Source organism: Hymenobacter segetis, assembly GCF_054776495.1.
Map to the genome: position 1 here is coordinate 628,283 of NZ_BAAHBV010000001.1, position 23,854 is coordinate 652,136.

A 23,854-nucleotide genomic window follows, 5' to 3' on the forward strand; every position below is an offset into this window, starting at 1 on the left:
ATTGAGCCCGATTACGGCTTCACCTCCAGCCAGCCCTTGAACGAGCGGCCATCAGTGTAGGTCACCAGATAGTAGTACAGCCCGCCGCTGCCCTGGCCGGGCCAGCGGAATTCCCGGTCATGCGACTCAAACAGTTGCTGCCCCCAGCGCGAGAAAATCCGGACGCTGGCAAACTGCTCATCGCAGAAGTTGAGCGGCAATTCCGGCAGACGGAACTCATCGTTTATCCGGTCACCGTTCGGGGTGATGATGTTGTAGAGCTTAAGCTCCGGCGAGTCGGGCCGGATGACCTCGAAGCGCACGGTCTGCTTTTGGGCGGCGGGCCGGCAGGTGGCATCCACCAGTTGGAAGGTCACATCCAGCGGGCGGTGCAGCACCACGGCATCGCAGCTCACATCCCAGCGGAAAGTGCCGGCGGCCACGCCCACGCCGTTCTGGGCCGTGAAGCGCATGCCGGCTTCGGCCAGCGAAAAGTTTTCGCTGGTAGCAGTCAGCGTCAGGCCGTCGCGGTCGGCATCAAACCCGGCCAGCGCGGTGGTGAAGGTGGCCCCCAGCGGCAGCCGCACTAAAGGAAGGACCCCGGGGCCCGCCGGCAGTGGGAAAAGCGGGCTGGCTGTGAGCACGGGCGGGGTATTGGCGTAGCGGACGATGATAGGCACCGAAACCGTGGTCGCCTGCCGCGCCTCACAGGGCGTAGTGGCCGCCGCAAACTGGAATACCAGCAACGAATCCGGACCCACGGCCCGGCAGTCCACGCGCCAGCTGAAGCGCCCCAGCTGCTGGTTGCCGGCCGGGGCTTGCGTGAGGGTAGCCCCCAGGCTGCCGGGCGAAAATCCCTGCCCGGTCATTTCCAGCTGAATGGGGTCGTTATCAGGGTCGGCTCCCGTCAGGTTGAAGGTCACCAGGTCGCCCACGCGCACGTGCAAGGGCAGGGATGGCCCGGCCGTGGTAGTGAGCGTGGGCGGCGAGTTGGGCGGGGGCACCGAGGTGAAGGCCACGCGCACGGTATCGCGCTTGGGCAGGCTACAGCCGTCGTCGCCTACCACCACGTCCAGCAGGAAAACCTTGCCGTGGGTGTTGATGCAGTCAGGAAAGCAGAGGGTGGCCGTGAGCGTATCGGGCAGGCCGGGACTGCGCACCGCGCCGCTGGTGGCCGTGGTGAATGCCGGTAGCAGGCCCGAAAAATTGACCGGACTCAGCGACAGCGTGAGGCGCGAGTTGGGGTCGGGGTCGGTGAAGCGCAGGCGCACGCAATGGTTGCCGCCCGGCACCAGGTGCAGGGTGTCGCGGCCCGGCCGGTAGGGGACGTTGCTGGCGGTGGCCGGCAGCAGCACCATGCTGGGCTTGGTGTTGGTGGGGCAGTTGAGGACCATCAGCTGGAAGTCGCGGCGCGACTCGCCAATTTTTTCGCCCTTGCGGTATTCCGAGCAGCTCACGCCAAACACGAACAAGCCCAGGTTGCTGGGCCGCACCGTGAGCCGCCCCGTAAAGCGGTTGATTTGCAGTGTGGGTGTGCCCGGAATCTGATTAAGCGTGCCCAAAGGCGGCAGCGCGGGCTGGCCGGGCAGCGCCGGGGCCGGCTGCTGCCAGGTGATGGGGGAATAGGGACCCGGCGAGGCTACGGCCGGCTTGGGCTGGTTGGCGTTGGAATGCCCGTTGAGTGGGGTCACCAACTCGTACACCAGCGAGTCTTTATCGGCATCCTGGCCGCCGAAATCGTAGTAAAACAGCTCGTTGCGGCAGGCGTAGTCGGCCAGGGGCGGGAAAATGCGCGGGGTGGAATCGTAAAAAGGCTGGCCGCGCCGCACCACTGATGGAAATTCGAGGTAGAAGGTTTGGGCTGCCCCGCCGGGGTCCACAATGTTGCTGATGGAGTTGTTGCGGCAGCATCGCTCCACGGCCGCGTAGTAGCCCTGGGGGCCATTGTACGTGCCGGCCGGGAGCGAAATTACCTTGCTATACACCAGCCGGCGGGTGCTGAGCGTGGGCTTGGCGCAGGCTGGGTTGGTGTAACTGACGAAGGTGTTGCTGGTGAGAGGCAGCAGCACATTCATCATCCGGTTGTTGGTGGCTTTGTCGAAAATACTGGCCGTCAGGTCGGCATCGAGGGCGCTGGGACTGCCGTTGTAGGCGTCAAAGTAAAGGTTGAGCAGGAGGGTGTACGAGTCGCCGGAATTGTGCACCAGCTCCATCTCACCCCCGACTATATGCGTCGCTTTTGCCGGCCCCGCCAACCCCAGCCAGCCCAGTATAAATAGCAGAAAACCAAATGAAAAGGGCTGGAGCAGGCGGGGGCGGTAGAGCATGCCAAACGGGAAAAAGCAAATTAAATCCTGATAAAGCCGAAATATACGCCCGCTCAGGGCAATAGTAAGCCGGGCGGTGGCCGGTGCCGGCCAAGCCATTTTGCCCATAGCCAACGTACCTTCGGATACTCAATGCTCAACCGGCGCAGACCGGATTCGATTTCCTTAATTTTCCACCTTATTTCCCTATGCACCGTCACCTCTACGCGCTAGTTACCAGTTGCTTGCTCAGTATTCCCGCGCCGCTGCTGGCGCAATCTGCGCCCACCGCGCCCCGGCAAATTTTGGCCGGTCCGGATGCCGGATTGGTCTGTGCGGCGGGCCGCATTGCCAATGCCCAGCGCACTGCTACTTCATCGGTGGCGCACCGCGCCAAGATGAACCGCTACGATGTCAAGTATTACAAGCTCGACCTGGCCCTGGAAAATACCTCGCTGAACGTGGCCGGCTCGGTGCTGATGCGGGTGCGGGTGGGCAGTCAGGCGCTTGATTCGCTGGCGTTTGAGCTGTACCAGGCCCCGGCGGGTTCGCCGGCCGGCACGGCCACGCTGCTCATCGACTCGGTGGTGGTGAACGGGAAACGCTCGCCCGGCATCCGGCGGGTGGGGCAGGACGTGAACGCGAAGCTGGCCCAGGTGGCCCCCGCCAATGCCCTGGCCGATGCCCGCATCTACTACCACGGCACGGCCCCGAGCGGCAACTCGGCCGCCATTGGCAACGGCCTGAGCAACCGCACCGAGGGCCAGATTGGCTTCAACAACGTTATTCCCTACAACATCACCTACAGTCTGTCGGAGCCGTTTTCGGCCCACGAGTGGTTCCCGTGCAAGCAGGTGCTCACTGATAAAGCCGACTCCAGCGACGTGTGGGTGACCACCACGCTGCCTAATAAAGTGGGCTCCAACGGCGTGCTGGCGCGCACCGTGAGCCTGCCCAACAACAAGGTCCGCTACGAGTGGAAATCGCGCCATCCGATTGATTATTACCTCATTTCGGTGTCGGTAGCGCCCTACGTGGAGTATGTGAACTACGCCCATCCCACGGGCGGGCCGACGGTGCCCATCGTCAACTACCTGTATAACCAGGATGCGCTGACGTATTACCAGTTCGAAATTGACCGGACGCCCGCCTTCATCGAAAACTACTCCAATCTGGTGGGCCTCTATCCGTTTGCCAACGAAAAGTATGGCCACAGCATGGCCCCGCTGGGCCTGGGCGGCGGCATGGAGCATCAGACCATGACGACACAGGACGGGTTTTTCTTCAACCTCACCGCCCACGAGCTGTTTCACCAGTGGTTCGGCGACAACGTGACCTGCGCTTCGTGGGAGGACATCTGGCTGAACGAAGGCTTTGCTTCCTACGGCGAATACCTTTCGTATCAGACCTTTGCCACGGCCGCTAATGCCCGCACCTGGATGGACAATGCCCACGCTATGGCCCAGCAAAACTCCGGCAGCGTGTACGTGGCCGATACCACCAACGTCGGCCGCATTTTCAGCACTGCCCTGACGTACAAGAAGGGTGCGGCCGTCATCCACATGCTGCGCTACCTGCTGAACGATGACGTGAAGTTTTTCCGCGCCCTGCGCACGTACCAGACCACTTACCGAGGGTCCACGGCGCATACCGCCGATTTGCAGCGCATCTTCGAGGCCGAAGCCGGCTTCTCGCTCACCTATTTCTTTCAGCAGTGGTTTCGGGGCAATGGCTACCCCACCTTCAATGGCCGGTGGAACCAAGTGGGTAGCACCGTCGTGCTCCGCGTGACCGAAACGGCCTCGGTGCCCGCCGTCACGCCGTTTTTCGACACTCAGGTTGACTACCGCCTCACCTTCACCAACGGCACCACGCAGACGGTGCGCCTGCGCCAGTCGCAAGCCACCCAGACGTTCCAGTTTACAGCTACCGGCATGGCATCCAGCATCGCCGTCGACCCCGACCAGTGGATTCTGGACCTGCCCGCCCCCGCGCCCGTGCGCGACAACAGCCTCGCCCTGGCCACCCGCGCCACCGCTGGCGTGGCCCCGCTCACCCTATTCCCCGTGCCCTGCCACGACCAGCTACAGCTTGCCGCCGTGCCCGCCACCACCGCCCGCGCCGAAGTGGTGGATGCCACCGGCCGCGTGGTGCTGCGCCAGGCCCTGCGCACCGCCCAGCCCCAGCTCGATACCCACGCCCTGGCCCCGGGCCTATACTATCTGCGCCTGCTCGGCTCCGGTGGCGACATGCTGGGCCGGGGGCAATTCGTGCGGGATTAGCTTTTCGTTTTAGCCCAAAAAAGGCCGCTTCCGGATTGGGGCGGCCTTTTTTGGGCTTTAATACAATGGCTCCGAGCCATTAGAACTGGCTATGATACTCTGAAATCAGTGCCTGGGTGGCCGGCGTGGGCGGCGGCGCATCGAGCAGGTGCTGGAGCAGCTCATCGAAGGAGCTGGCGGGCGTGAAACCGGGTTGCAGCACCGCGTTGCTGGTGATGCGGATGAACATGGGCTGCCCGTTTACCGCCACCAAATCAATGGTTACCAAGCCGAATCGCTGATTACAATTGCCCGTTTCGGGGCAGTCGGTGGGGTTGGGCTTGAAGAGCTGCTTGAGGACGGTTTCACGCAGGTGCTGCTTGCGCTGGGTGCATTGGTCAGCGCAGGCGCGGTGGTAGCCCAGGCCGAGCAGTCGCTCGCCCAGGTGCTCATAAAAATGCCGGAAATTGCCCGGCCCGATGGTGGGGTCGAAGAAAAACATGGCCCCCTGGCGGCCCGCCTCGTGCATGATTTGCACTTGCAGGCCCCGGCTGCCGCCGGCCCCGCCTTTGCGCAGGTGGTAGGCTTTGTAGTAGGGTTCCAGCCAGTTCAGAAACACGCGCTGCTCTACCCAGCGGGCGTGCCGCCGGGCCTGCGCCGCCGTGAGGGCGACGGCGTGCCAGGCCGCCGGGGCGGCCGCTTTGGGGCGGAACAGCTGCTGAATGAAATCGAACAAAACAGGGGACGTTAGTGGAGTCGAAACACCGGCTTGGGCAAATAGTTTAGGCGCGGCGGGCGGCTTGAACCTTCAAATATGCTCAAATAAGCCCAATTGGCAGCCGCAAAGCCGATACCATGCCACAAAAAACGGCCGGCCTTCTGGGTAGAAAGCCGGCCGGAGCACTAGCGGGGCAGGAGGAGGTTGCTGGGGTTATTTCACCCGCGTCCAGGTCTGCGACTTGCCGATGAGCGAGAAGCCGATGTAGCCTTTCACTTCCATCGTGTTCTGGCTTTCCATTTTCATGTAGCAGGAGTAGGTTTTGCCGGTTTCGGGGTCGTAGATTTTGCCATCGTCCCACTTGTTGTCGCTGTCGTACTTGAAGCCCTGCATGAACACCAAGCCCAGGCGGGGGCGGCTGCGCAGCTTGGGGTCGGGGTTTTGCGAGTCGGTTTTGGGCTTGCCGGTAGCGGGGTCATTGGGAATGGTCAGGCTCACAATTTTGCCGCACAGCTTGTCGCCGCACTTGTAGATTTCAAAGGTGGCTTTCTTCTCCGAATTGGTCCAGATGCCCAGCGGCGACATGGTTTGGGCGGAGGCCATGCCAGCGAGGCCCAGCACGAGGGCAACCAGTAAGAGCAAGGTTTTTTTCATTTCTGAAGAATGGATGAGGTGGGTTTGAGGGGAAAAGGTAAGCAAAAAATTCAGAGGCCAAGCCAGCTGGCCGCACATTATTGGTATGGCAAGTTTACGGCCAAGTTTGTGCGATGGGCCAACCGGGAGAAAATCAAGGATTGTCTGGAAAAATAATACCGCTGTTAATCAGTCTTAAAGCCGCTTTTTGAGCGGTATCGCCCCAAAAAAGCCAGGCAGATTTTGAACCTTAGCCCCCGCTATTAACTTTACCGCTCAGTAGTGAGTGCTACGACCCCATTTAAGCGGCCCCAAGGTGCTGGGCTGCGCAAATGAGGCTATTTCGAACGTAAAGAAAGGAGGTACAAAATGTCTAGTAGTCCCAAACAAATCCTGCCAAGCCTGTCGAATGTCGTACGCTTCACCGCAGTACGCGCCTAACAACAGCTTCGTGGGGTAGCTCCTAAGGCTGCCCACATTCGGCCAGGTCTTATCTGAAAGACGCCGGAACTGCACCCCAGTTTCGCCGCTTGGTAAGATTTGAAGGATTAGATGCCCGGTTTGCCCAGCCGCCCTTTAGTGGGACGGCAAAGGCAGGCCGGGCATCGCTGCGTTTAATGGAATCTGGCTGGCTTACTTGCTGACCTTACTGGCCGGGCGCTTCCTGGCAGCTGTATGAGCTGGCTTGGCCGGCAGCTTGCGTTTCGCGGTGGAAGTCGAGTTCTTTTTAGCCGCCACGGTGGTTTTAGCATGCGCTTTCTTCACCACCGCCTTCTTCCACACGGTGGTTGAAGACGCTGCGTATTTCTTCGTCGCCAGCCGCTGGGGAAGCGCGGGTACGGGCACGGCCACTTCTGCCACGGCCACTCGGCGGGGAGGCAGAACGGCTACGCGTGGTGTGCTCGCTGGGGCCGACAGCAGCTTCGGCCGCGCCGTGGCTACGATGCCGGTGCCCGGCCCCAGTACCCGCCGCACCTGCATGAAGCGCCGTTCGTAGTCGGAGTTCTCTACCTGACTCACTTTCACAAAGGGCTCGCGGCGCGATGATGAGGCGTGCACGAAGCGCAACGGCAGCTCGCCCCGCCTCGATATCACGATGCCGGCGTGGCCCGGCGTGGTGCTGGTAGTAGCCGTGCCGGTGAATACGACGATGTCGCCGGGCTGGGCCTCGGCGCGGGCTACGGGCCGGCCCACGTCAATGAGCAGCGCCGTGGAATGCGGCACCGGCACCCCGAAATGGGCAAACGTGTACATGATGAACCCCGAGCAGTCGAACCCGGTGAGCGGCGAGGTGCCGGCGTACACGTAGGGCGTGCCGCGCTGGGCCAGCCCGAAGGCCACGATGCTATCGGCGCGGGGCGGGAGGGCGGCGGTGGCGGCGGTGCGCAGGGAGGCCGGCTGGGCGCGCAGGTCGGCGTCGGCCAGCCCGGTTGCCGTGGCGGGTTGGGCGGGCTTGTGCTTGCCCAAGCGCGGCAGGATGGCCACCATTGCCAGCAGCAGCCCTACAAAAATCATCCAGATATATCGCATACAAAATTCCGGCAAAAGGAGCGGGGCCGCCGGAAAAGCGCCACGCTAGCTCCTAACGGCGGGGCTGCCCGCTAGGTTGGAGGCAACCCGTGGGGCTTACTTTGTGCCCTTGCTTCCCATTTAGACATTTTTCGAATGCTTAGAAATTCAAACGTACTACTTCGCACCGCTGCTTTGGCGGGACTGCTGTTGGCAACTGAGGGTGTTAACGCGCGCCCGGCCGCCGTGGTGCCCACGCTCCGCTACACGCTGGCTATGCCGCTGCCGCAGTCCCACTACTTCGAGGTGAAGATGGAATTGGGCGGCTTTTCGGCCGACTATACCGATGTGAAAATGCCCGTGTGGGCGCCCGGCTCGTACCTGGTGCGCGAATACGCCAAGAACGTGGAGGGCTTCGAGGCCCAGACCAGCGGCGGGCAGGCCCTGGCAGTGGAGAAAATCAACAAGAATACCTGGCGGGTGCGCCACCCCAAGCAGGCAAGCTTCCGGGTGAGCTACCGGGTTTACGCGTTTGAGCTAAGCGTGCGCACGTCGTTTATCGACGCCGACCACGGCTACCTCAACGGCAGCAGCGTGTTCATGTACCCGGCCGATAACAAGATGTTGGGCAGCACGCTGACTGTGCAGCCCGCCGCCGGCTGGGAGAAAGTGAGCACGGCCCTGCGCCCCGGCCCCGGCAAGTTCACTTACAAAGCCGCGAGCTACGACGAGCTGGCTGATTCGCCGATTGAAATCGGTAACCAGAAAGTATTGGAATTCACCGCCAACGGTACCCCGCACCAGGTGGCCATGTACGGCACCTACACTACCGACGATACCAAGCTGGTGGCCGACATGAAGCGCGTATGCGAAGAAGCGCACCGCGTGGTGGGCCAGAATCCGCTCGACCATTACGTATTCATCGTGCACAACCTGGAGCGTGGCGGCGGCGGCCTGGAGCACCTGTATTCGACCACCCTAGAGGTGAGCCGCGCCGCCTATGGTACCGATGCTGGTATGAAATCCTTTCTGGGCCTGGTGGCGCACGAGTATTTCCACCTCTGGAACGTGAAGCGCATCCGGCCCGTGGCGCTGGGGCCGTTCAACTACGACCAGGAAAACTACACCCACATGCTCTGGGTGAGCGAGGGAATGACCGAGTATTATTCCAAACAGATTCTGGAACGCGCCGGTGTGCTTAGCAAGGAAGAGTACCTGGGCAAGCTGGGTAATGCTATTACGGAGGTGGAAAACACGCCCGGCAACCGCATTCAATCGGCCGCCGAGTCCAGCTTTGATGCCTGGATTAAGTATTACCGGCCCAATGAAAATGCCAACAATACCCAAATTAGCTACTATTCCAAGGGCGACCTGATTGGCACCTGGCTCGACTTGAACATCGCGCAGGCCACCAACGGCGCGAAGCACCTCGACGACGTGATGCGTCTGCTCTACGACACGTATTATCTGAAAGCCAAACGCGGCTTTACCGACCAGGAATACCAGGATGCCGTGGCCACCGTGGCCGGCCGCCGCTTCGACGAGTTCTTCCAGAACAGCGTGTACGGCACCAAGCCCATCGACTTCGCCACCGCCCTCGGCTACGCCGGCCTCACGCTGACCAGCGCGCCGCTGAGCACTGATGGCACGCTCGGAGCCAACTTCTCGAATCGCACCGGCAAATTGCTCGTGGCCAGCGTAATTCGTGACGGTGCCGCCTGGAACACCGGCCTCAGCGCCACCGACGAAGTGCTGCTCATCAACGGTGCCGCACCCAGCGATGAAACGGTGAAAACCCTCATCAGCAGCCCCGTGGGCACCGAAGTGAAGCTGCAGGTGCGCCGCGACGGCCTCACCCGCGACATTACCTTGAAGGCGCTGCCCAACCCGGACCGCAAGTTCACGGTGCAGCCGGTGGCCAGTCCCACCGCTGCCCAGCAGAAAGTGCTGGCTAAGTGGCTGGGGAAATAGTGAGCGAACACACGGATTGTCCGTTGGCAACTCACTAGAAGTTATTCGCAACAAAAAAGCCCTGTGCATGCACAGGGCTTTTTTGTTGAATCAAATGGTCGGTTACTTAATCCGCTTTAGTGCCACTTCGCGCACCGGCGCAATTACCAGCGGCACCTTTTCCACCTTCACGGAAGAAGTGTCGAGGCCAAAATATTGGTCCTCAGAGGCGATGAATTGGCGGATGTAGAAGTAGGCCTGCATCACCAGTTTCTCCACGGTCGGGAAGTCATTCTCGATGCTGAGGAATTTTTCCAGCACTACGAAGCGGAAATCGCCGGTGACGTGCTGCTTGCTCAAGGACTCGTAGCGCGAGGTGATGTCCACTTCCTTGTTACGCACCAGGTCCTCAATCACCTTGCGGAAGTAGAGGTTGATGCGCTGCTGCACCCGGAATCCGAGCCGGAAATTGATGCGGAACACGTCGTCCTTAGCCACTTCGGTCACTTTGTACTCCATCGTATAAGGCTCGTCGGTGGTATCGACGTGGATGAACCAGTAGATATCCGCCCGCTTGGGGCGCTTCTGGAAAATGGAATAGATGATTTTCTGCTCGATTTCGGTGCTGCGCTCGGCCGAAGTCAGGAATACGAGGTGAGTCGAGTATTTCGGGATGGAATCATCGTCGCTGAGCTGCTTGAGAGCATCCACATAAGGCTCCAATCGCACGAATTCCGTGAGGCGACGCTTGATGTAGAAAGCCTTGAGCCACACGTACATCACGGCCATGAGCGTGCCGCCGATGGCCAGCGAAACCCAGCCGCCGTGCGGAAACTTAATCATGTTGGCAATCAGGAACGAGCCTTCGATAATGCCATACACCACCGCGAACAGAATGATGAGCGGCAGGGCCACCTTCTTCATCCTCAGCCACATAGTGAGCAGGATGGTGGTCATCAGCATGGTCAGGGTGATGGCGAGGCCGTAGGCGGCTTCCATGTTTTCCGACTTTTTGAAGTACCAAACCACCCCGATGCAGCCCAGCAGTAGCAGGCGGTTCATGCTGGGCACGAAGAGCTGGCCCTTCACGTCGGTGGGGTAGTTGAGCTTCACTTTGGGCCACATATTCAAGCGGATAGCCTCGGCCACGAGCGTAAACGAGCCTGTGATAAGGGCCTGCGAGGCAATGATGGCCGCGATGGTGGCGATGCCAATCCCGATGAGCAGAAACCATGAAGGCATCAGCTCATAGAACGGGTTGCGGCCGCCGAGCTTCTCGTCCAGGTGGCCCAGCAACCACGCGCCCTGGCCCAAATAGTTGAGTAGCAGTGTAGTCTTGACAAAAGTCCAGCTGATGCGAATGTTGCCCTTGCCGCAGTGGCCCAAGTCCGAATACAGGGCTTCGGCCCCGGTAGTGCAGAGAAAAACTGAGCCCAGCAGCCAGAAACCACTGGGGTAGTGCACCAGCAAATCGTAGGCGTAGTAGGGGTTGAAGGCCTTGAGGATGATGGGGTTCTGGATAATCCAGCTCATGCCCAGCACGCCCAGCATGGTGAACCACAGGAACATTATCGGCCCAAAGGCCTTGCCTACAATCTGGGTACCAAAGCTTTGCAGTAAGAATAGGCCGGCGATGATGCCAATAACGATGAACACAATAATGTCCTGCGTCAGGGCCGGATACACGGCTTTCAATCCTTCTATCGCCGATGACACCGAGATGGGCGGCGTAATCACGCCATCGGCCAGCAGGGCCGAGCCGCCGATAATGGCCACGGCGGAGAGCCAGGCCCCGCGCCGCCGCACCAGGGCGTAGAGCGAAAAAATGCCACCTTCGCCGTTGTTGTCCGCGTTCAGCGTGAGCAACACGTACTTGACGGTGGTTTGCAGGGTGAGCGTCCAAATCACGCAGGAAATGCCGCCGAGCACCAGATGGGCATCAATCATGTCCGGCACCTTGGCCCCTTTCAGGATGGACGACATCACGTAGAGCGGCGAAGTGCCAATGTCGCCGTAAATGATGCCCAGGGCAATCAGCAGCCCCGCCCCAGAAATGGCGGTGTGCGAATGTTTCGTATCGGAACTCATAGTAGGGTAAGGGTCGGGTATCGGGGGCTACAATTGGTTTACGGGGCGCGAAGGTAGCAGATGCGCTCCGGCCAGCAGCCTTACGGCAGTACGCCGGTAGTCGGCTAAATCAGACACCAGTATTGTAAGCTGTCGGGTCATAAGGACTTGCCGGACCAGCGAAGCCTGCGGCGGCGTCTGCCGCTTGCTGGGCGGCCAAGCGCATGGCTTCGTCATGGGCGGCCAGCTCGGCGGCGGCCCGGCGGGCATCGTAGTCATGCAAGCGGAAGATGCGGCGGTTCAGCTCGGCGCTGAGGCGCTGCCAGGGCGCGGTTTCGCCGGGCAGGGCGAAGTTCACTACCTCGCGGCCCAGGCGGTGCAGGCGCAGGCGGTTGGTGCCGCGGTGCCCGTAGGCCAGCAGCAGCGCTGTGGTTACCATGCCCAACATGGCCGGGCCGGTGCGCAGCTGGTTTTGCAGAAAGGCAATCATCACAAAGGCCAAGCCCAGGCCGCCCAGCAGATACCACAGTATCCACTTTACGGGCGTGATGTCGGCCCGTTCCAACTCACGCAGCGAGAATTGCCGGCCTCGCACCGTTACGCTGTTATCCGTGAGAATTACGCGGCCGTCGGCGGACCGCTCCTCGGGCAGGGGCGGCAGTTCCGGCAGTGGCTCGGGGGGCGGGGCGGGCTGGTAGTAGGGCGCGGCTGGCGCGGGCACAGCTTCCGCGCCGGGTGTAGGCAGCAAAGAGGCCCCGGAAGGTTGTTCCGGGGCCACGTTGGGCTGGTCAGCGGGGGGCTGAGCTTCAAAGGGATTCATGGTCTTGGAAACAGCCGGAATGGTGCTGGTGGGGCGGCTCCAGGCGGGGGCCGCCGTGCGGGTAGCGGCGGGGGAGGCCCCCGCCGCTACGCTCGCTCAGTTGTTCACTTTCAGCAGCTCCACGTCGAAAATCAACGCGGTGTCGCCGGGGATGTCGCGGCCTGCGCCGCGCTTGCCGTAGGCCAGGTCGGAGGGGATGTAGAGGCGGTACTTCGAGCCTTCGTTCATTAGCTGCAGGGCCTCTGTCCAGCCGGCAATTACGCCGTTGACGGGGAAGGTGGCGGGCTGGCCGCGCTGGTAGCTGCTGTCGAACACGGTGCCGTTAATCAGGGTGCCGTGGTAGTGCGTGGTTACCGACGATTTCAGGGTGGGCTTGGCGCCGGTGCCCTGCGTGATTACCTCGTACTGCAGGCCGCTGGGCAGGGTGGTGACGCCGGGCTTTTTGGCGTTTTCGGCGAGGAAGGCTTCGCCTTCAGCTTTGTTGTTCTTCATGGATTCGGGGTCTTGGGAATTATCGTCTTCGTCGGCACCGCCCATTTGCTCCTGCAATTGCTGCATGGCGGCCTGCATCTGCTCCTGGGTGAGGCGGCTGGGGAGGCCCTGGAGGCCTTCTTTCAGCGCGCCGGCCAAGGTATCAACGTCCAATTCGAGGCCCTGCTGGGCAAAATTGCGGGCCAAGTCGCGGCCAATGATGTAGCTCACCTGAGCTTGGTGGGAATCGAGGTTCATAAAACCAGGAGGGGGATTGGTGAAGCTGCCGCGGCTGCGGCCACGAGGGCCACCACCGGCAGCCGGTGAAAAAAGTGTTGAACGGGTTACGCCGTTGCCGGGGCAAGGTTCCAAAAGCCGCGCCGAACCGCCCGGGCCCGCCGCATTGGCCGATGCGATAACAAAAAAGCCCGGCTAATGGGCCGGGCTTTTTCAGTAATAACACTGATAGAATGCTGCGTAACGATAAAATAAGGCTTAGCAGTAGTGGTGCTGGTCGTCGTCGCCGTGGAAGAAGAACGTCAGGTCCAGGTCGGCCAGTTTGGCAGCCAGGTAGGTCACGCCGCCCAGAAGCAGCAGCGAAGAAAACGAGAAAGCAGTGGTTTTTTTCATATCAATAAGGCATAAGGCTAGTGTCGAATGCTGGTGCAAAGATACGACAGTCGAAGTTAAATGTTATGCATGCAGCATAAAATAATGATTTAATAATGGACTAATCCACGCTGGCGGGGTTTACAAACCGAAGTCCGGCACTTCCACTACCGCGCCCGGAGCTAGGTCACCAAGCCAGATATCGCCCACCCGCACCCGAAACAGCCGCAGCGTGGGGAAGCCCACGGCCGCCGTCATCTTCCGAATCTGGCGAAATTTGCCTTCGGTGAGGGTAATGCTGACCCAGGAAGTGGGGCCGTGCCGGTCGTCGCGGATTTTGCGGGTGCGCGGGGCGAAGCTGGGAGCAGGGTCGAGGCGGCGGGCGGCGCAGGGGCTGGTGAGAAATTTCTCGCCGTGGATGCCGATTTCGACTCCGGCCTGCATCTGGTTTAAAGCATCTTCGGTCATTTGCCCGTCGACCTGTGCATAGTATTCCTTTTCGACCTTTTTGCTGCGTACGTACTCGCTCATCTGGCCGTCGGTGGTGAGCAGGAGCAGGCCTTCGCTGTCTTCGTCGAGGCGGCCGATGGCCATGATGCCTTCGGGGAAATCGTGGAACTCGCCCAGCTTTTTCTTCTTGGCTTCGCCCACAAACTGGCTGAGGTAGCCGTAGGGCTTGTGAATGAGAAAGTGGCGATGGGACATGATTTGGGAAGTAGCGCGGACTCTGCGAGTCTGCGCGTGGGCGGCGGATTGTGTTGGCAGGCGCGGACTCGCAGAGTCCGCGCTACGGGGTAGTTATTTTATTTCCTCCACTTCCACGCGCCGGTTGCGGGCGTCGGGCGAGGGGTGGAGCGGGTGCGAGTCGCCGTAGCCAATGGTGCTGAGGCGCTCGGGCGCAATGCCGGCTTTTACCAGGTAATCTTTCACGGCATCGGCGCGCTGCTCGGAGAGGAGCTGGTTTTTGTCGGGCTCGCCGATTTTATCGGTGTAGCCGGCAATGCGCAGCCGCAAGGTAGGGCGGGCCTTGAGCTCGGTGGCCAGCTGGTCGAGGGCCGGGGCGGCGGTGGGCATCAGCTCGGGCGTTCCCAGCCGGAAAAGCACGGTGGGCAGCACCACTGGAGCTGGCGCGGCGGGCAGAATAGGCGCAGGCACGGCCGGAGCTTTGGCGACTGAGTCGGCGGGCGGCGTGGGTGGTGGCGGGGGCGTGGGTGCCGGGGTCGGTTTGGCCCCGCTTACCTGAATGGTGATGGGCACTACCGGGCTTTGCTCCGTTGGGTAATAGGCCTGCTTGAGGTAGAAGGTGGTGGTTTTGCTGAGCTTGGTGCGGTAGGTGTTGCCGGCGGCCAGGGGCTGCTGTAGCTCGGCATCGGCGAACCAGAGCACGTTGCGGCCCGATACGCGGATGGTGCTTTCGGTGCCGGCCGGAACGGTGGCCGGCGATTTCAGCTTGACGCGGTAGAAGGTGAACGTGCCCACGCTGCAGTCGCCCACGGGGCGGTAGGTGGCGTGGCCGGTGAGCTTCTCTAGGGCGGGGTCGTAGGTGAAAGTGATGGAGCCGTCGCACCAGTAGCTGGTGGGGGTGCGGCCGGTTTCGTTCAGCTTGCTCTCGTGTTCGAGGCGCAGGCCGGTGGCGGTGCGGCCGCCCTGCATCTGGAAGGTGACCGAAATACCGGGGTTGCCGCCCACTTCCTGGTAGAGCACGCCGAATATATCGGTGCCCTTGCTTTTCTGGAGGCGCAGCACGGCGGGCCAGTAGGCATTGGGCTTGCTGGTTTCAGATTCGACTCCCTGCCATATGCCCGTCAGGGATTGGGCGTGCACCGGGGCGGCCAGCAGTAGCGCCCCCAGGCCATACCAAAAGCGGCGTTTCATGTCGTCAGAAATAAATAGACCAGGAATTTTGTCGGACGAGTTATGGACACCGGTCATACAAAAAGGCTGCCGGAACACATTCTGGCAGCCTTTTAGCAGGGATAATGACAATGTTGCTTACTGTCGGAGGCGGCCTGCTGCCCGGTCTTTATTTTCCGGGCTACTTCCACCATCGGCGCTATCTAGCTAGGTACGCCATGTCTTCCGCGCTCAGCTTGATGTCGGCCGCCTTGATGTTTTCCTCGAAATGCGCCAGCGACGACGTACCGGGAATGGGCAGAATCCAGGGCGACTTGTGCAGCAGCCAGGCAATGTTGAGCTGGGCCTCGGTGGCGTTGTGCTTGCGGGCTATTTCGGCCAGCTTGTTGCCGGCGTTGGGCAGGCCGTGCACCAGCGAGAAGAAGGGGATGAGCGGAATGCCGTGCTGCTCGCACAGGGCCAGCACTTCTTCGCCGCCCCGGGTTTCGCCGTACGGCGCGCTCAGGGAAGTGCGCTGGGCGTAGCCGTACATATTCTCTACGGTGGCAATTTCGCCCAGCTTCAGGCCGGCTTCCAGCTCCTCGCGGTTCACGTTGCTCAGGCCCACGTGCAGGATTTTTCCTTCCTGCTGCATCTCAAACATGGCCCCGAGCTGCTCATCGAGCGGCACCGCGCCGTGGCCCATCAGCCGCAGGTGTACCAGCTGAATCTGCTCGCGCTTCAGGGTGCGCAGGTTGTTGTCGATGGCAGTGCGCAGATTTTCGGGGGTGTTAAAAGCCACCCAGCTTTTGTCGGGCTTGCGGGTGGCCCCCACTTTGGTGCAGATAATCAGGTCGGCCGGGTAGGGGTGCAGGGCCTCGGCGATGAGGCGGTTGGTAATGTCCTCGCCGTAGTAGTCCGCGGTGTCAAGGAAGTTTACGCCCGAGTCAACGGCTTTTTTCAGAATGGCCAGCGCCTGGGGCCGGTCGGCGGGCTCGCCCCATATTTCGGGGCCGGTGAGGCGCATGGTGCCGTAGCCGAGGCGGTTGACGGTAAGCGGCTGGGCGGAGTTTTGGGCAATGGTGATGGTGGGCATGAGCAGTGTTAAGGGGTTAGGTAGTTAGAAGACGGTTGGCGGGCCGGGATGTTTGAAATATAAAACGGACCATTAGCGGGAATTGGGCTTCATGCTGAGCGAAGTCGAAGCATCTCTACCGCAGTAGTAAATGAATTGCTCGCGCAGTAGAGATGCTTCGACTCCGCTCAGCATGACGGGCTAACCAGCGCAATTTCTGCGTAATTCGCGCTCTATGGCTTTCACTTCCTCGCCCTGGCGGCGGCCCCTGCAACGGTTCTACTGGCATTCGGTGCTGGCGCTCACGCTGTTTTTTGTGCTGGGCACGCTGCTGCTGGTGCTGCTGGTGCGCGGCACACTTTCGGGGCTCGATGTGCGGCTGGCGCTGGAAGTGGGCGGGCCGGTGGGGCTGCTGGTGGCCGCGCTCGAAGTGTACGTGTACCCGCAGCTGTTTGCGCGGGTGCGGCTGGTGGCGCGGCTGGGCCTGGGCATGCTGTTCTACCTGGCCGGTTTCTGGCTGATGCTCTTTCTCATCCGCCGCATCTTCGGCAATGCCGTCGACAACACCCTGCTGGCCGCGCTTGATGCCGAGGGGTTCCAAAGCTGGCGCGCCCTGGCCATCCGGCCCGAGGGCAAGGCTTTCGTGCGCTTGCTCACGGGCTATGGCATCCTCAGCTTATTCACCTCATTGCTCTATCAGCTTAGTAATAAGATAGGCCGCCCCGCACTGTTGCGGCTGTTTCTGGGGCGCTACCACCACCCGGTGGCCGAGCAGCGCATCTTCCTGTTTGTCGATGTGAAGGGCTCCACGGCGCTAGCCGAAGAGTTGGGCAACGAGCGGTACAGCCACCTCATCCGCGACTTTTTCTTCGACATGGGCGCGCCCATCGTGGCCCACCGGGGCGAAATTTACCAGTACGTGGGCGATGAAATCGTGGTGACCTGGGAGTGGCGGCCCGGCATTGAGCAGGCCCGGTGCGTGCGCTGCTTCTTTGCCATGCAGGAAGCCATCAATCGCCGCCGCGACTACTACCTGCGCACCTACGGGGCCGTGCCCGCCTTCAAAGCCGGCCTGCACGGCGGCCCGGTGATGGCCACCCAGGTAGGCGCGGTGAAAACCGAGCTGGTTTTTCACGGTGATGTGCTCAATACCACCGCCCGCATCGAGGCCCAGTGCAACGCCCTGCAGAGCCGCCTACTGCTCTCGGCCTCGCTCTACGAGGCGCTTCCGCACCCGCCCGAATTTAAGTTTGAGGCCCTGGGCGCATTTCCGCTGCGAGGCAAGGCCGGCACCGTGGCATTGTATTCGGCCGAAATCCAATGAACGGGCGGTAGTCAATTGCCTGTTATTTTCGCCTTTGCACAACCAATGCCGCTTACCCGAAAAGGCTTTTATGGCTACTTATTTCGATGATTTCGCCGAGCCCGAAGCGGTGTCGCCGCCCCAGGGCAGCATGCCTGAAGCCGCTACCGAGAAAGCCCGCCGGCCCAGCCTCACCGGCGCGGTAGCTACCACCGCCACCAAGCTGCTGCCCCTGGTGGCGCTGCTCGATTCCATCCAGCCCTCAGTGAGCAAAGAGTCGGTTTTCCGCATCCGGCGCAAGAAAATCAAGCAGCACTTCACCGCCGTCTACGCCGAGCTGCACGCCGAGTGCCCCCGCCGCGAAGCCTTGGTACACGCCTTCCAGGCCTTGGCCGAGCTGGTGCAGGAAGAAACCCGCGACATCAGCAAAGACGAGCTGAAGCAGGCCGCCAAGGAAGTGGTGCTGGCCACGCTCCAGAATGCGCCGGCACTTATAAACATCGCGCACCAGGCCCGGTTGCTGACGTAGGGGCGGGGCCTGCCCCCGCCCGTCGTTGAACGGAATACATTGCAACGATGCGAAAGGGCGGGCGGGGACAGGCCCCGCCCCTACATCGTTCATGCCCGCCGCACGTCATATGGCACCGCCATCCCCAGCAGGGCCTGCACAATAGCTTCATCCGCAGCCGCGCCGCTCACCGAAATTTCCGCCACCAGCCCGCGCTGCTTGTCGTCGCGCACGGTAATGGAATCCACCGTCAGCTCCGGCACCACTGCCAGGTGGCGGTGATACACCCGGCTGATTTCCTGCTTAGCAAGCGCCGGCTTGAAGATTTTGCCGATGGCCGTGAGCGGCAATTCGGCCGCCGTGTAAACCTGCTTAGGCCAGGCGGCGCGCTCGGGAATGTTGGCTTCGGCGAAGGCGCGTAGCTCACCCTCGGTGGCTTCCTGGCCGGGGGCGAGGGTGACGTAGGCCACGGGCAGCTCGCCGGCGTGGGCGTCGGGGCTGCCGATGGCGGCGGCCAGGGCCACGGCGGGGTGGGCCATCAGGGCATCCTCGATGACTTTGGGGTCGATGTTGTGGCCGCCCCGGATGATGAGTTCCTTCTTGCGGCCCGTGATGTAGAAGCCGCCCTGCGCATCCATCCGGCCCAGGTCGCCGGTGTTGTAGTAGGGGCCCTGGCCGTCGCCGGTGTCCACCCAGATGCCCTTGTTGTGCTCGGGCTGCAGGTAGCCGTGGAAGATATTGCTGCCCCGTACCACCATTACGCCGCTTTCTTCGGCTTCGGCGAAGCGCTGGAATTCGCCGGTCAGCTCGTCCAGAATCACAATCCGCACGTCCTGATACGGCACGCGCAGGCCGATGCTGCCCGGCATGGGCGCGCCCGCCAGCGGCCCCACCACGCTGATGCAGCTGCCTTCGGTGAAGCCGTAGCCTTCCACCAGCCGCAGCTTGGTGCGTTCTTCAAACGCCCGCAGCAGCTCCACCGGCAGCGGGGCGGCCCCGCAGATGGCGTAGCGCAACGAGCTTAAGTCGTGCCCCTCGACCGGCAACGTGAGCAACTTGCTGAAAATGGTGGGCACGCCGCTGAACAGCGAGATGCGGTAGTGCGCCACCAGCTGCCAGAAATTATCGAGAATGCCCGGGCCCCGGTAGCCCGCCGGACTGCCCAGCACCACCGTGTGGCCCAGCAGCCACGGCACGCTGCCCGTCACCACCACGCCATTCACATGGAACAGCGGCAGCCCGCAAAAGAACACCAGCCGCTCGGGCGCGGCCTCGCCGCCCAGCAATTGCGAGGAGGCAAACGTGGTGCTCGTGATATTATAATGCGTGAGCGGCGCGATTTTGGGCGTGCCCGTGGTGCCGCCGGTGTGGAAGTAGCAGGCCACATCCGTGGGCGCAATGTGCCGGGCCGATACCAGCCGGTTGCCGCGCTGGCGGCGGCTGGCCTGCGCGAAATCCACCACCTGAATGCCCGGCAGGCTGGGCTTGGGCTGCACCAGTCGCATTGCGCTAACCAGCAGCCGCTGCGTCGGCGGCAGATAATCGAGCAAATCCACCGTCACCACCGTGCGCAGCGTGGGCACCAGCGGGGCCACGGCCGCCACCTTCTGCCAGATATCGGTTTTGGGGAAGGCGCGGAGCGTGACGAGCACCTTGGTGCCGGCCGCGTTCAGGATTTCGGCAATCTGGGCTGGCTCCAGCAGCGGGTTCAGCGGGTTCACGATGCCGGCGGCCTGACCGCCCCAGAGCGTGAAGTGGGTTTCGGGCAGGTTGGGCAGCAGGTACGATACCACGTCGGTGGGGCCCACGCCCAGCTCGTGCAGCATGTTGGCGGTCTGGTAGCAGCGCTGCACCAGCTGCGCGTAGGTGAAATCGACCGACTCGGTGGGCCGCTCGCCGCTGAATACGAAGCGCAGGGCCAGCGCGGCGGGGTTGCGGTCGCGGCCGCGTTCGAGCAGGGCCAGGGTGTGGGCGGGCACGGGCTGGGCGGCCAGCGGCGTTTGCTCAATGGTTAATATGTCGTCGAGGTTGCGGTAGCCCGGCATGTAAAAGAGGGGGAGAAGAGTTGGCAGAAGCCGTAGAAAATCGGTTTTTTATCAAAAGTAGGCAGGAAGCCGCCCGGCCACCCTGGGTACGTACCCAGGCGCTTGCTACGGCTGGGCCGGGTGGGCCTGCCCGGTTAAGAACCGCTCATTACCTTCGCCGGAATCATTGCCTTTTCATTTTTTTAACAACTACTCATTTTAATGACGCTCCGCTTCCTTTCCCTCTCCACCGTGGCCGCTTTGCTGGCCGCCGCGCCCGCTGCCCGGGCCCAAACCACCATCAGCCTGGGCCTGCGTGCCGGGGCCAACCTGGCCACCCGTGCCGGCGACGACCCCGCCTACCAGTTCAGCAATAATAACAGCGGCACGGCCACCATCGTATCGAACACGCAGCAGAGCTACAATCGCCAGGCCATCGTTGCCCCGCAGTTTGGCGCGGTACTGGACGTGCGCTTCGGCAACCTGGCCCTGCAGCCGGCCGTGCTGTTCTCTCAAAAAGGGGTGGAGCAAACGCTCGATGCCACCACCACGACCACCTACTCGTTTGGGGGCGCTCCCTTCTCCAAAAGCACCCTCACCGAGAAGCTGCACAGCACCAGCCGCGCCAACTACCTCGAAATCCCCGTAAACCTGGTGTACACCACCGGCGGCGACCACGGCTTCCAGGTCTTTGCCGGGCCCTACGTGGCGTTTGGCATGGGCGGGCGCACCGAGATTGAAAACCAGGGCAACTCCACCAGCAACAACGGCGGCAGCAGTAGCAGCACCAACAACTACTACAACTACGGCAACACGTTCTTCATCTACCGCGACACCTACCCCGGCGCTCCGGTCACGGGCACAGGCACCGGCAGCAACGCTAACACTTACCCCGCGCCCTACGACGCCAACAGCGGCCCCGTGGTGGCCCGCCGCTTCGATGCCGGCCTCAATGCCGGCATCGGCTACCGCTTCCGGGCTGTGCAGGTGCAGCTCGGCTACGGCCTGGGCCTCGTGAACCAGCAAACCGGCAAGGCCCCCGCCTTCAGCACCGAGCCCACGGCCTACCGCCAGCGCGTGGCCCAGCTCACGGCCACCTACTTCTTCAGCCCCGCCAAAGCCGCCAGCGCCCTCTAGCGCCGGCCGGGAGCACGCGCATAAAGCAAAAAAAGGGGATGGCCTGCGCGCAGGCCATCCCCTTTTTTATTGCTGCTTACCCCGCTCACGCCACCCCAACTGGCGCGAGTTTAGGCGCAGCCGTAACTCGTGACTGCCCTTGACGCGGAGGCTGCGCCTGCGCTGCCGCAACGCGGCAAGGCCATACCGCGCCGTCACGGGCTGCCGGGTCGTTCGGCTGCGAGGCGCAGCCTCGCCCGGATGGTAGGCACGAGTTACGGCTACGCCTAAACTCGCGCCAGTGTATGCGCCGTATTTCGGGAGCAGGAGATAAGGCCGGCCAGTAGCCTAATCAGGAGGGTGGTTCGCAGCATGTGTATCCGGGCCTGCATTAGTGGGCAGTTGAATGAAGGTAGGCACCGGGCCGCAAGTACCAGCGGGACTGGCTACTGCCTCAGGCGCTGCGTCACCTTGCCATGCGCGTTCAGCAAGTTCAGCCTGGCCAAACTATTTCCTTCTGCATTTTGGCGAGCTACACTTCTGTTTAGGCGCTTTAACACAATGGTTTTGATGAGCGGCAAAGGCAGGACTCACGTCAGCCGTGCGGAGTGCGACCCGCTATGCTTGAACCCGTTCGATTTTAAGCCTAGCGTAACGCCCTGCTTTTAGTCCGCAGTTAGGGAGTAAGAAGGAATGGGTAAAATAATATTATAAATATATTATTTACTATATTTGATTGTCTTCGCTGCGATATCTGGCAGCAGGTGGGTATTGACCATGCCCGCCGGCCTTTTTTGCCAGTTAGCATTGCCCCGATACATTCATCTTTTCACTTTTCGCACTCCAATGCCATGAAAAAGTTATTACTAGGTATCGTCGGATTGTTGGCCAGTCACCTGGCTTCGGCCCAGCTAGCACCCGCCGACGACAAGGCCATTCGTGCGGTCATCAGCCATTGGGACGCCAACCTGAACAATCACCACTTTCAGGAAATGACCACCTACACCACCAAGGATATCAGCTTCATCACCCCGATTGGCATGCATTGGAGTGGGCAGCAGCAGGTGATACAGGGCCATACGGGGCTTTTCAGCTCGATGTACAAAGGGGTGCCCTTCAAGCCCTCCAACATGACGGTGCGCTCCATTGCGCCGGATGTGGCGGTGGCGAATGAGGAAATGCTCATCGGCACTTCCTACCCCCCGGATGGCGTCGACCGGGGCACCAACAAGCAAGCGCCCTGGCGGGCCATCGAAACCATGGTGCTGGTGAAGAAAAGCGGCCAGTGGCTGGCGGCGGCCGGCCAGGTAACCCCAATTGACGAAAAGGCCATGAAACAGACCCATGCCGTTGCCAGCGCCAAAAAGTAAGCCTCCCGCTGGTCAGATTTGGCCAGCCAATCCCCAATGAAAACCGCCCCGGTAGCTGCTCTAGCTGCCGGGGCGGTTTTTGTTTGGCTCCCTGTGGTTATCTAAGCTCTTGCTATAATGAGTAGGGGCGGGCACTTGGGAAGCGCCCCAAGCCGCTGCCGAAGCGGGCCGCGTGCAGGTAATATAGCAAAACGGCACCCCAACGACTTCGCTTCCGACAGGGAAAGCAACAGGTAAAGCTCCTGACCTTTGCCGGTTTCGAGTAAAAATTTAGCTCAGCTTAATCACCACTTTGCCCTTGGCCCGTCCGGTTTCAAGGTATTCCAACGCCTTCTTGGTGGCCTCAAACGGGAACACCCGGTCCACCACCGGCCGAACGATGCCGGCATCCATGAGCGAACCAAGCTCGCGCAGCTGCGCGCCGCTTGGGTGCATTAGCAGGAAGGAATAACTGGCGTGATGCTTTTTCGCAAGCCGGCGGATGCGGAAGCTGAGCAGCCGTATCACCTGCTGCAAAAACCAGTTCATGCCTTGGTCTTTGGCAAACTGCGGGTCGGGCGGCCCGGCCACGGAAACGACTTTGCCGCCGGCTTTCAGCACCCGGAAAGACTTATCCAGCGCGTCCCCGCCCAGCGTGTCCAACACAAGGTCGTACCCCGCCAATACGTTTTCAAACGCCTCTTTTTTGTAGTCAATGACCAGGTCGGCCCCCAGCTTTTGCACCCAATCCACATTGGCCGTGCTCGTGGTAGTGGCCACAAAAGCCCCCCAGTGTTTCGCCAGTTGAATGGCCACCGTGCCCACGCCGCCCGAGCCGGCGTGAATGAATACCCGTTGCCCGGGTTGCAGCTGGCCTACGTCGCGCAGCGTTTGCCAGGCCGTGAGGGCCACCAGCGGCATGGCCGCGGCTTCTTCCATGGTGCTGCTGGTGGGTTTGGGGGCCACGGCCGCTTCGTTCACGGCCACATATTCGGCAAAAGCCCCCATTCGGTCCACGTCGACCCGGGCATATACCTCGTCGCCGGGCTTAAACTGCGTCACATTCGCCCCAACCCGCGCCACCACGCCGGCCGCGTCGTTGCCCAAAATGTGCGGAAAGCGCAGTGGCAGCACCTGTTTGAGTTGCCCGTCCCTGATTTTAAAATCCACCGGATTGACGCTGGCCGCTTTGACCTGAATCAACACATCATCCGCTCTTACCAGCGGCTCCGGCATCTCGGCGGCCTGTATCTCTTTGTTGCTGCCGTAACGCGTTAGTACAAATGCCTTCATGTTGCGAAGTGTTGAGGGAGTGCGCTCATC

At 61.6% G+C, this 23,854-nt stretch carries 19 protein-coding genes; 6 read left to right on the forward strand and 13 right to left on the reverse strand.

Annotated features, from left to right (window positions below):
- Positions 1–11: 11 nt before the first annotated feature.
- Positions 12–2,306, reverse strand: coding sequence for a T9SS type B sorting domain-containing protein (locus ACYU70_RS02775; protein ID WP_342298254.1), 2,295 nt, complete (start codon positions 2,304–2,306; stop codon positions 12–14).
- A 188-nt stretch (positions 2,307–2,494) separates the two neighbouring features.
- Here ACYU70_RS02775 and ACYU70_RS02780 point away from each other — a divergent pair, with 188 nt between their 5' ends.
- On the forward strand, positions 2,495–4,567 hold the full coding sequence (locus ACYU70_RS02780; protein WP_342298253.1) for a M1 family aminopeptidase: 2,073 nt from the start codon (positions 2,495–2,497) through the stop codon (positions 4,565–4,567).
- A gap of 79 nt (positions 4,568–4,646) precedes the next feature.
- Here ACYU70_RS02780 and ACYU70_RS02785 read toward each other — a convergent pair whose 3' ends face one another.
- From ACYU70_RS02785 to ACYU70_RS02795, 3 genes are all read right to left on the reverse strand, one after another.
- Positions 4,647–5,282 (reverse strand): hypothetical protein, encoded by a 636-nt coding sequence (locus ACYU70_RS02785; RefSeq protein WP_342298252.1) that lies wholly within the window; start codon positions 5,280–5,282, stop codon positions 4,647–4,649.
- Between the two features lie 195 nt (positions 5,283–5,477).
- On the reverse strand, positions 5,478–5,918 hold the full coding sequence (locus ACYU70_RS02790; protein ID WP_342298251.1) for a DUF2147 domain-containing protein: 441 nt from the start codon (positions 5,916–5,918) through the stop codon (positions 5,478–5,480).
- Positions 5,919–6,530: 612 nt separating this feature from the next.
- Positions 6,531–7,427: a C40 family peptidase gene (locus tag ACYU70_RS02795; protein ID WP_342298250.1), complete on the reverse strand. Its 897-nt coding sequence runs from the start codon at positions 7,425–7,427 to the stop codon at positions 6,531–6,533.
- Between the two features lie 135 nt (positions 7,428–7,562).
- Between ACYU70_RS02795 and ACYU70_RS02800 the strand changes: the two genes are divergently transcribed.
- Positions 7,563–9,377, forward strand: a complete 1,815-nt coding sequence (locus tag ACYU70_RS02800; RefSeq protein ID WP_342298249.1) for a M61 family metallopeptidase — start codon at positions 7,563–7,565, stop codon at positions 9,375–9,377.
- A gap of 102 nt (positions 9,378–9,479) precedes the next feature.
- Here the strand turns inward: ACYU70_RS02800 and ACYU70_RS02805 are convergent, their stop codons facing one another.
- The 7 genes from ACYU70_RS02805 to ACYU70_RS02835 all read right to left on the reverse strand — a co-directional run bounded on the left by ACYU70_RS02805 (position 9,480) and on the right by ACYU70_RS02835 (position 16,252).
- A complete protein-coding gene (locus tag ACYU70_RS02805) occupies positions 9,480–11,444 on the reverse strand; it encodes a KUP/HAK/KT family potassium transporter (protein ID WP_342298248.1) in 1,965 nt (654 codons plus the stop codon).
- 109 nt (positions 11,445–11,553) lie between these two features.
- On the reverse strand, positions 11,554–12,243 hold the full coding sequence (locus tag ACYU70_RS02810) for a hypothetical protein (protein ID WP_342298247.1): 690 nt from the start codon (positions 12,241–12,243) through the stop codon (positions 11,554–11,556).
- Between the two features lie 96 nt (positions 12,244–12,339).
- Positions 12,340–12,972: an FKBP-type peptidyl-prolyl cis-trans isomerase gene (locus ACYU70_RS02815; protein ID WP_342298246.1), complete on the reverse strand. Its 633-nt coding sequence runs from the start codon at positions 12,970–12,972 to the stop codon at positions 12,340–12,342.
- A gap of 237 nt (positions 12,973–13,209) precedes the next feature.
- Positions 13,210–13,344 (reverse strand): hypothetical protein, encoded by a 135-nt coding sequence (locus ACYU70_RS02820; RefSeq protein ID WP_262905905.1) that lies wholly within the window; start codon positions 13,342–13,344, stop codon positions 13,210–13,212.
- 120 nt (positions 13,345–13,464) lie between these two features.
- Entirely contained in the window at positions 13,465–14,028 is a 564-nt protein-coding gene (locus ACYU70_RS02825; protein ID WP_342298244.1) for a pseudouridine synthase, read from the reverse strand.
- Between the two features lie 93 nt (positions 14,029–14,121).
- Entirely contained in the window at positions 14,122–15,198 is a 1,077-nt protein-coding gene (locus ACYU70_RS02830) for an OmpA family protein (protein ID WP_342298243.1), read from the reverse strand.
- A 178-nt stretch (positions 15,199–15,376) separates the two neighbouring features.
- Positions 15,377–16,252 carry an aldo/keto reductase gene (locus ACYU70_RS02835; RefSeq protein ID WP_342298242.1) on the reverse strand — a complete coding sequence of 292 codons (876 nt, stop codon included), beginning with the start codon at positions 16,250–16,252 and terminating at the stop codon, positions 15,377–15,379.
- A 214-nt stretch (positions 16,253–16,466) separates the two neighbouring features.
- Between ACYU70_RS02835 and ACYU70_RS02840 the strand changes: the two genes are divergently transcribed.
- A complete protein-coding gene (locus tag ACYU70_RS02840) occupies positions 16,467–17,555 on the forward strand; it encodes an adenylate/guanylate cyclase domain-containing protein (protein WP_342298240.1) in 1,089 nt (362 codons plus the stop codon).
- Between the two features lie 70 nt (positions 17,556–17,625).
- Complete coding sequence (locus tag ACYU70_RS02845) at positions 17,626–18,063, forward strand: hypothetical protein (RefSeq protein ID WP_342298238.1); 438 nt, start codon at positions 17,626–17,628, stop codon at positions 18,061–18,063.
- An 89-nt stretch (positions 18,064–18,152) separates the two neighbouring features.
- Here ACYU70_RS02845 and ACYU70_RS02850 read toward each other — a convergent pair whose 3' ends face one another.
- Positions 18,153–20,087, reverse strand: coding sequence for an acyl-CoA synthetase (locus ACYU70_RS02850; RefSeq protein ID WP_342298236.1), 1,935 nt, complete (start codon positions 20,085–20,087; stop codon positions 18,153–18,155).
- A 201-nt stretch (positions 20,088–20,288) separates the two neighbouring features.
- On the opposite strand from ACYU70_RS02850, the gene ACYU70_RS02855 reads away from it, so the two are divergent.
- Together ACYU70_RS02855 and ACYU70_RS02860 are read left to right on the forward strand one after the other, a co-directional pair.
- Complete coding sequence (locus tag ACYU70_RS02855) at positions 20,289–21,203, forward strand: outer membrane beta-barrel protein (RefSeq protein WP_342298234.1); 915 nt, start codon at positions 20,289–20,291, stop codon at positions 21,201–21,203.
- Between the two features lie 830 nt (positions 21,204–22,033).
- Positions 22,034–22,552, forward strand: a complete 519-nt coding sequence (locus ACYU70_RS02860) for an SgcJ/EcaC family oxidoreductase (protein ID WP_342298233.1) — start codon at positions 22,034–22,036, stop codon at positions 22,550–22,552.
- Positions 22,553–22,822: 270 nt separating this feature from the next.
- Here ACYU70_RS02860 and ACYU70_RS02865 read toward each other — a convergent pair whose 3' ends face one another.
- On the reverse strand, positions 22,823–23,824 hold the full coding sequence (locus ACYU70_RS02865; RefSeq protein ID WP_342298232.1) for an NADP-dependent oxidoreductase: 1,002 nt from the start codon (positions 23,822–23,824) through the stop codon (positions 22,823–22,825).
- Positions 23,825–23,854 lie beyond the last annotated feature (30 nt).

Excerpts from the sequence above, each read along its gene's own strand:
- ACYU70_RS02775 (WP_342298254.1), bottom strand. The coding sequence starts at position 2,306 with ATGCTCTACCGCCCCCGCCTGCTCCAGCCCTTTTCATTTGGTTTTCTG.
- ACYU70_RS02780 (WP_342298253.1), top strand. The coding sequence starts at position 2,495 with ATGCACCGTCACCTCTACGCGCTAGTTACCAGTTGCTTGCTCAGTATT.
- ACYU70_RS02790 (WP_342298251.1), bottom strand. The coding sequence starts at position 5,918 with ATGAAAAAAACCTTGCTCTTACTGGTTGCCCTCGTGCTGGGCCTCGCT.
- ACYU70_RS02795 (WP_342298250.1), bottom strand. The coding sequence starts at position 7,427 with ATGCGATATATCTGGATGATTTTTGTAGGGCTGCTGCTGGCAATGGTG.
- ACYU70_RS02800 (WP_342298249.1), top strand. The coding sequence starts at position 7,563 with ATGCTTAGAAATTCAAACGTACTACTTCGCACCGCTGCTTTGGCGGGA.
- ACYU70_RS02805 (WP_342298248.1), bottom strand. The coding sequence starts at position 11,444 with ATGAGTTCCGATACGAAACATTCGCACACCGCCATTTCTGGGGCGGGG.
- ACYU70_RS02810 (WP_342298247.1), bottom strand. The coding sequence starts at position 12,243 with ATGAATCCCTTTGAAGCTCAGCCCCCCGCTGACCAGCCCAACGTGGCC.
- ACYU70_RS02815 (WP_342298246.1), bottom strand. The coding sequence starts at position 12,972 with ATGAACCTCGATTCCCACCAAGCTCAGGTGAGCTACATCATTGGCCGC.
- ACYU70_RS02820 (WP_262905905.1), bottom strand. The coding sequence starts at position 13,344 with ATGAAAAAAACCACTGCTTTCTCGTTTTCTTCGCTGCTGCTTCTGGGC.
- ACYU70_RS02825 (WP_342298244.1), bottom strand. The coding sequence starts at position 14,028 with ATGTCCCATCGCCACTTTCTCATTCACAAGCCCTACGGCTACCTCAGC.
- ACYU70_RS02830 (WP_342298243.1), bottom strand. The coding sequence starts at position 15,198 with ATGAAACGCCGCTTTTGGTATGGCCTGGGGGCGCTACTGCTGGCCGCC.
- ACYU70_RS02835 (WP_342298242.1), bottom strand. The coding sequence starts at position 16,252 with ATGCCCACCATCACCATTGCCCAAAACTCCGCCCAGCCGCTTACCGTC.
- ACYU70_RS02840 (WP_342298240.1), top strand. The coding sequence starts at position 16,467 with ATGGCTTTCACTTCCTCGCCCTGGCGGCGGCCCCTGCAACGGTTCTAC.
- ACYU70_RS02845 (WP_342298238.1), top strand. The coding sequence starts at position 17,626 with ATGGCTACTTATTTCGATGATTTCGCCGAGCCCGAAGCGGTGTCGCCG.
- ACYU70_RS02850 (WP_342298236.1), bottom strand. The coding sequence starts at position 20,087 with ATGCCGGGCTACCGCAACCTCGACGACATATTAACCATTGAGCAAACG.
- ACYU70_RS02855 (WP_342298234.1), top strand. The coding sequence starts at position 20,289 with ATGACGCTCCGCTTCCTTTCCCTCTCCACCGTGGCCGCTTTGCTGGCC.
- ACYU70_RS02860 (WP_342298233.1), top strand. The coding sequence starts at position 22,034 with ATGAAAAAGTTATTACTAGGTATCGTCGGATTGTTGGCCAGTCACCTG.
- ACYU70_RS02865 (WP_342298232.1), bottom strand. The coding sequence starts at position 23,824 with ATGAAGGCATTTGTACTAACGCGTTACGGCAGCAACAAAGAGATACAG.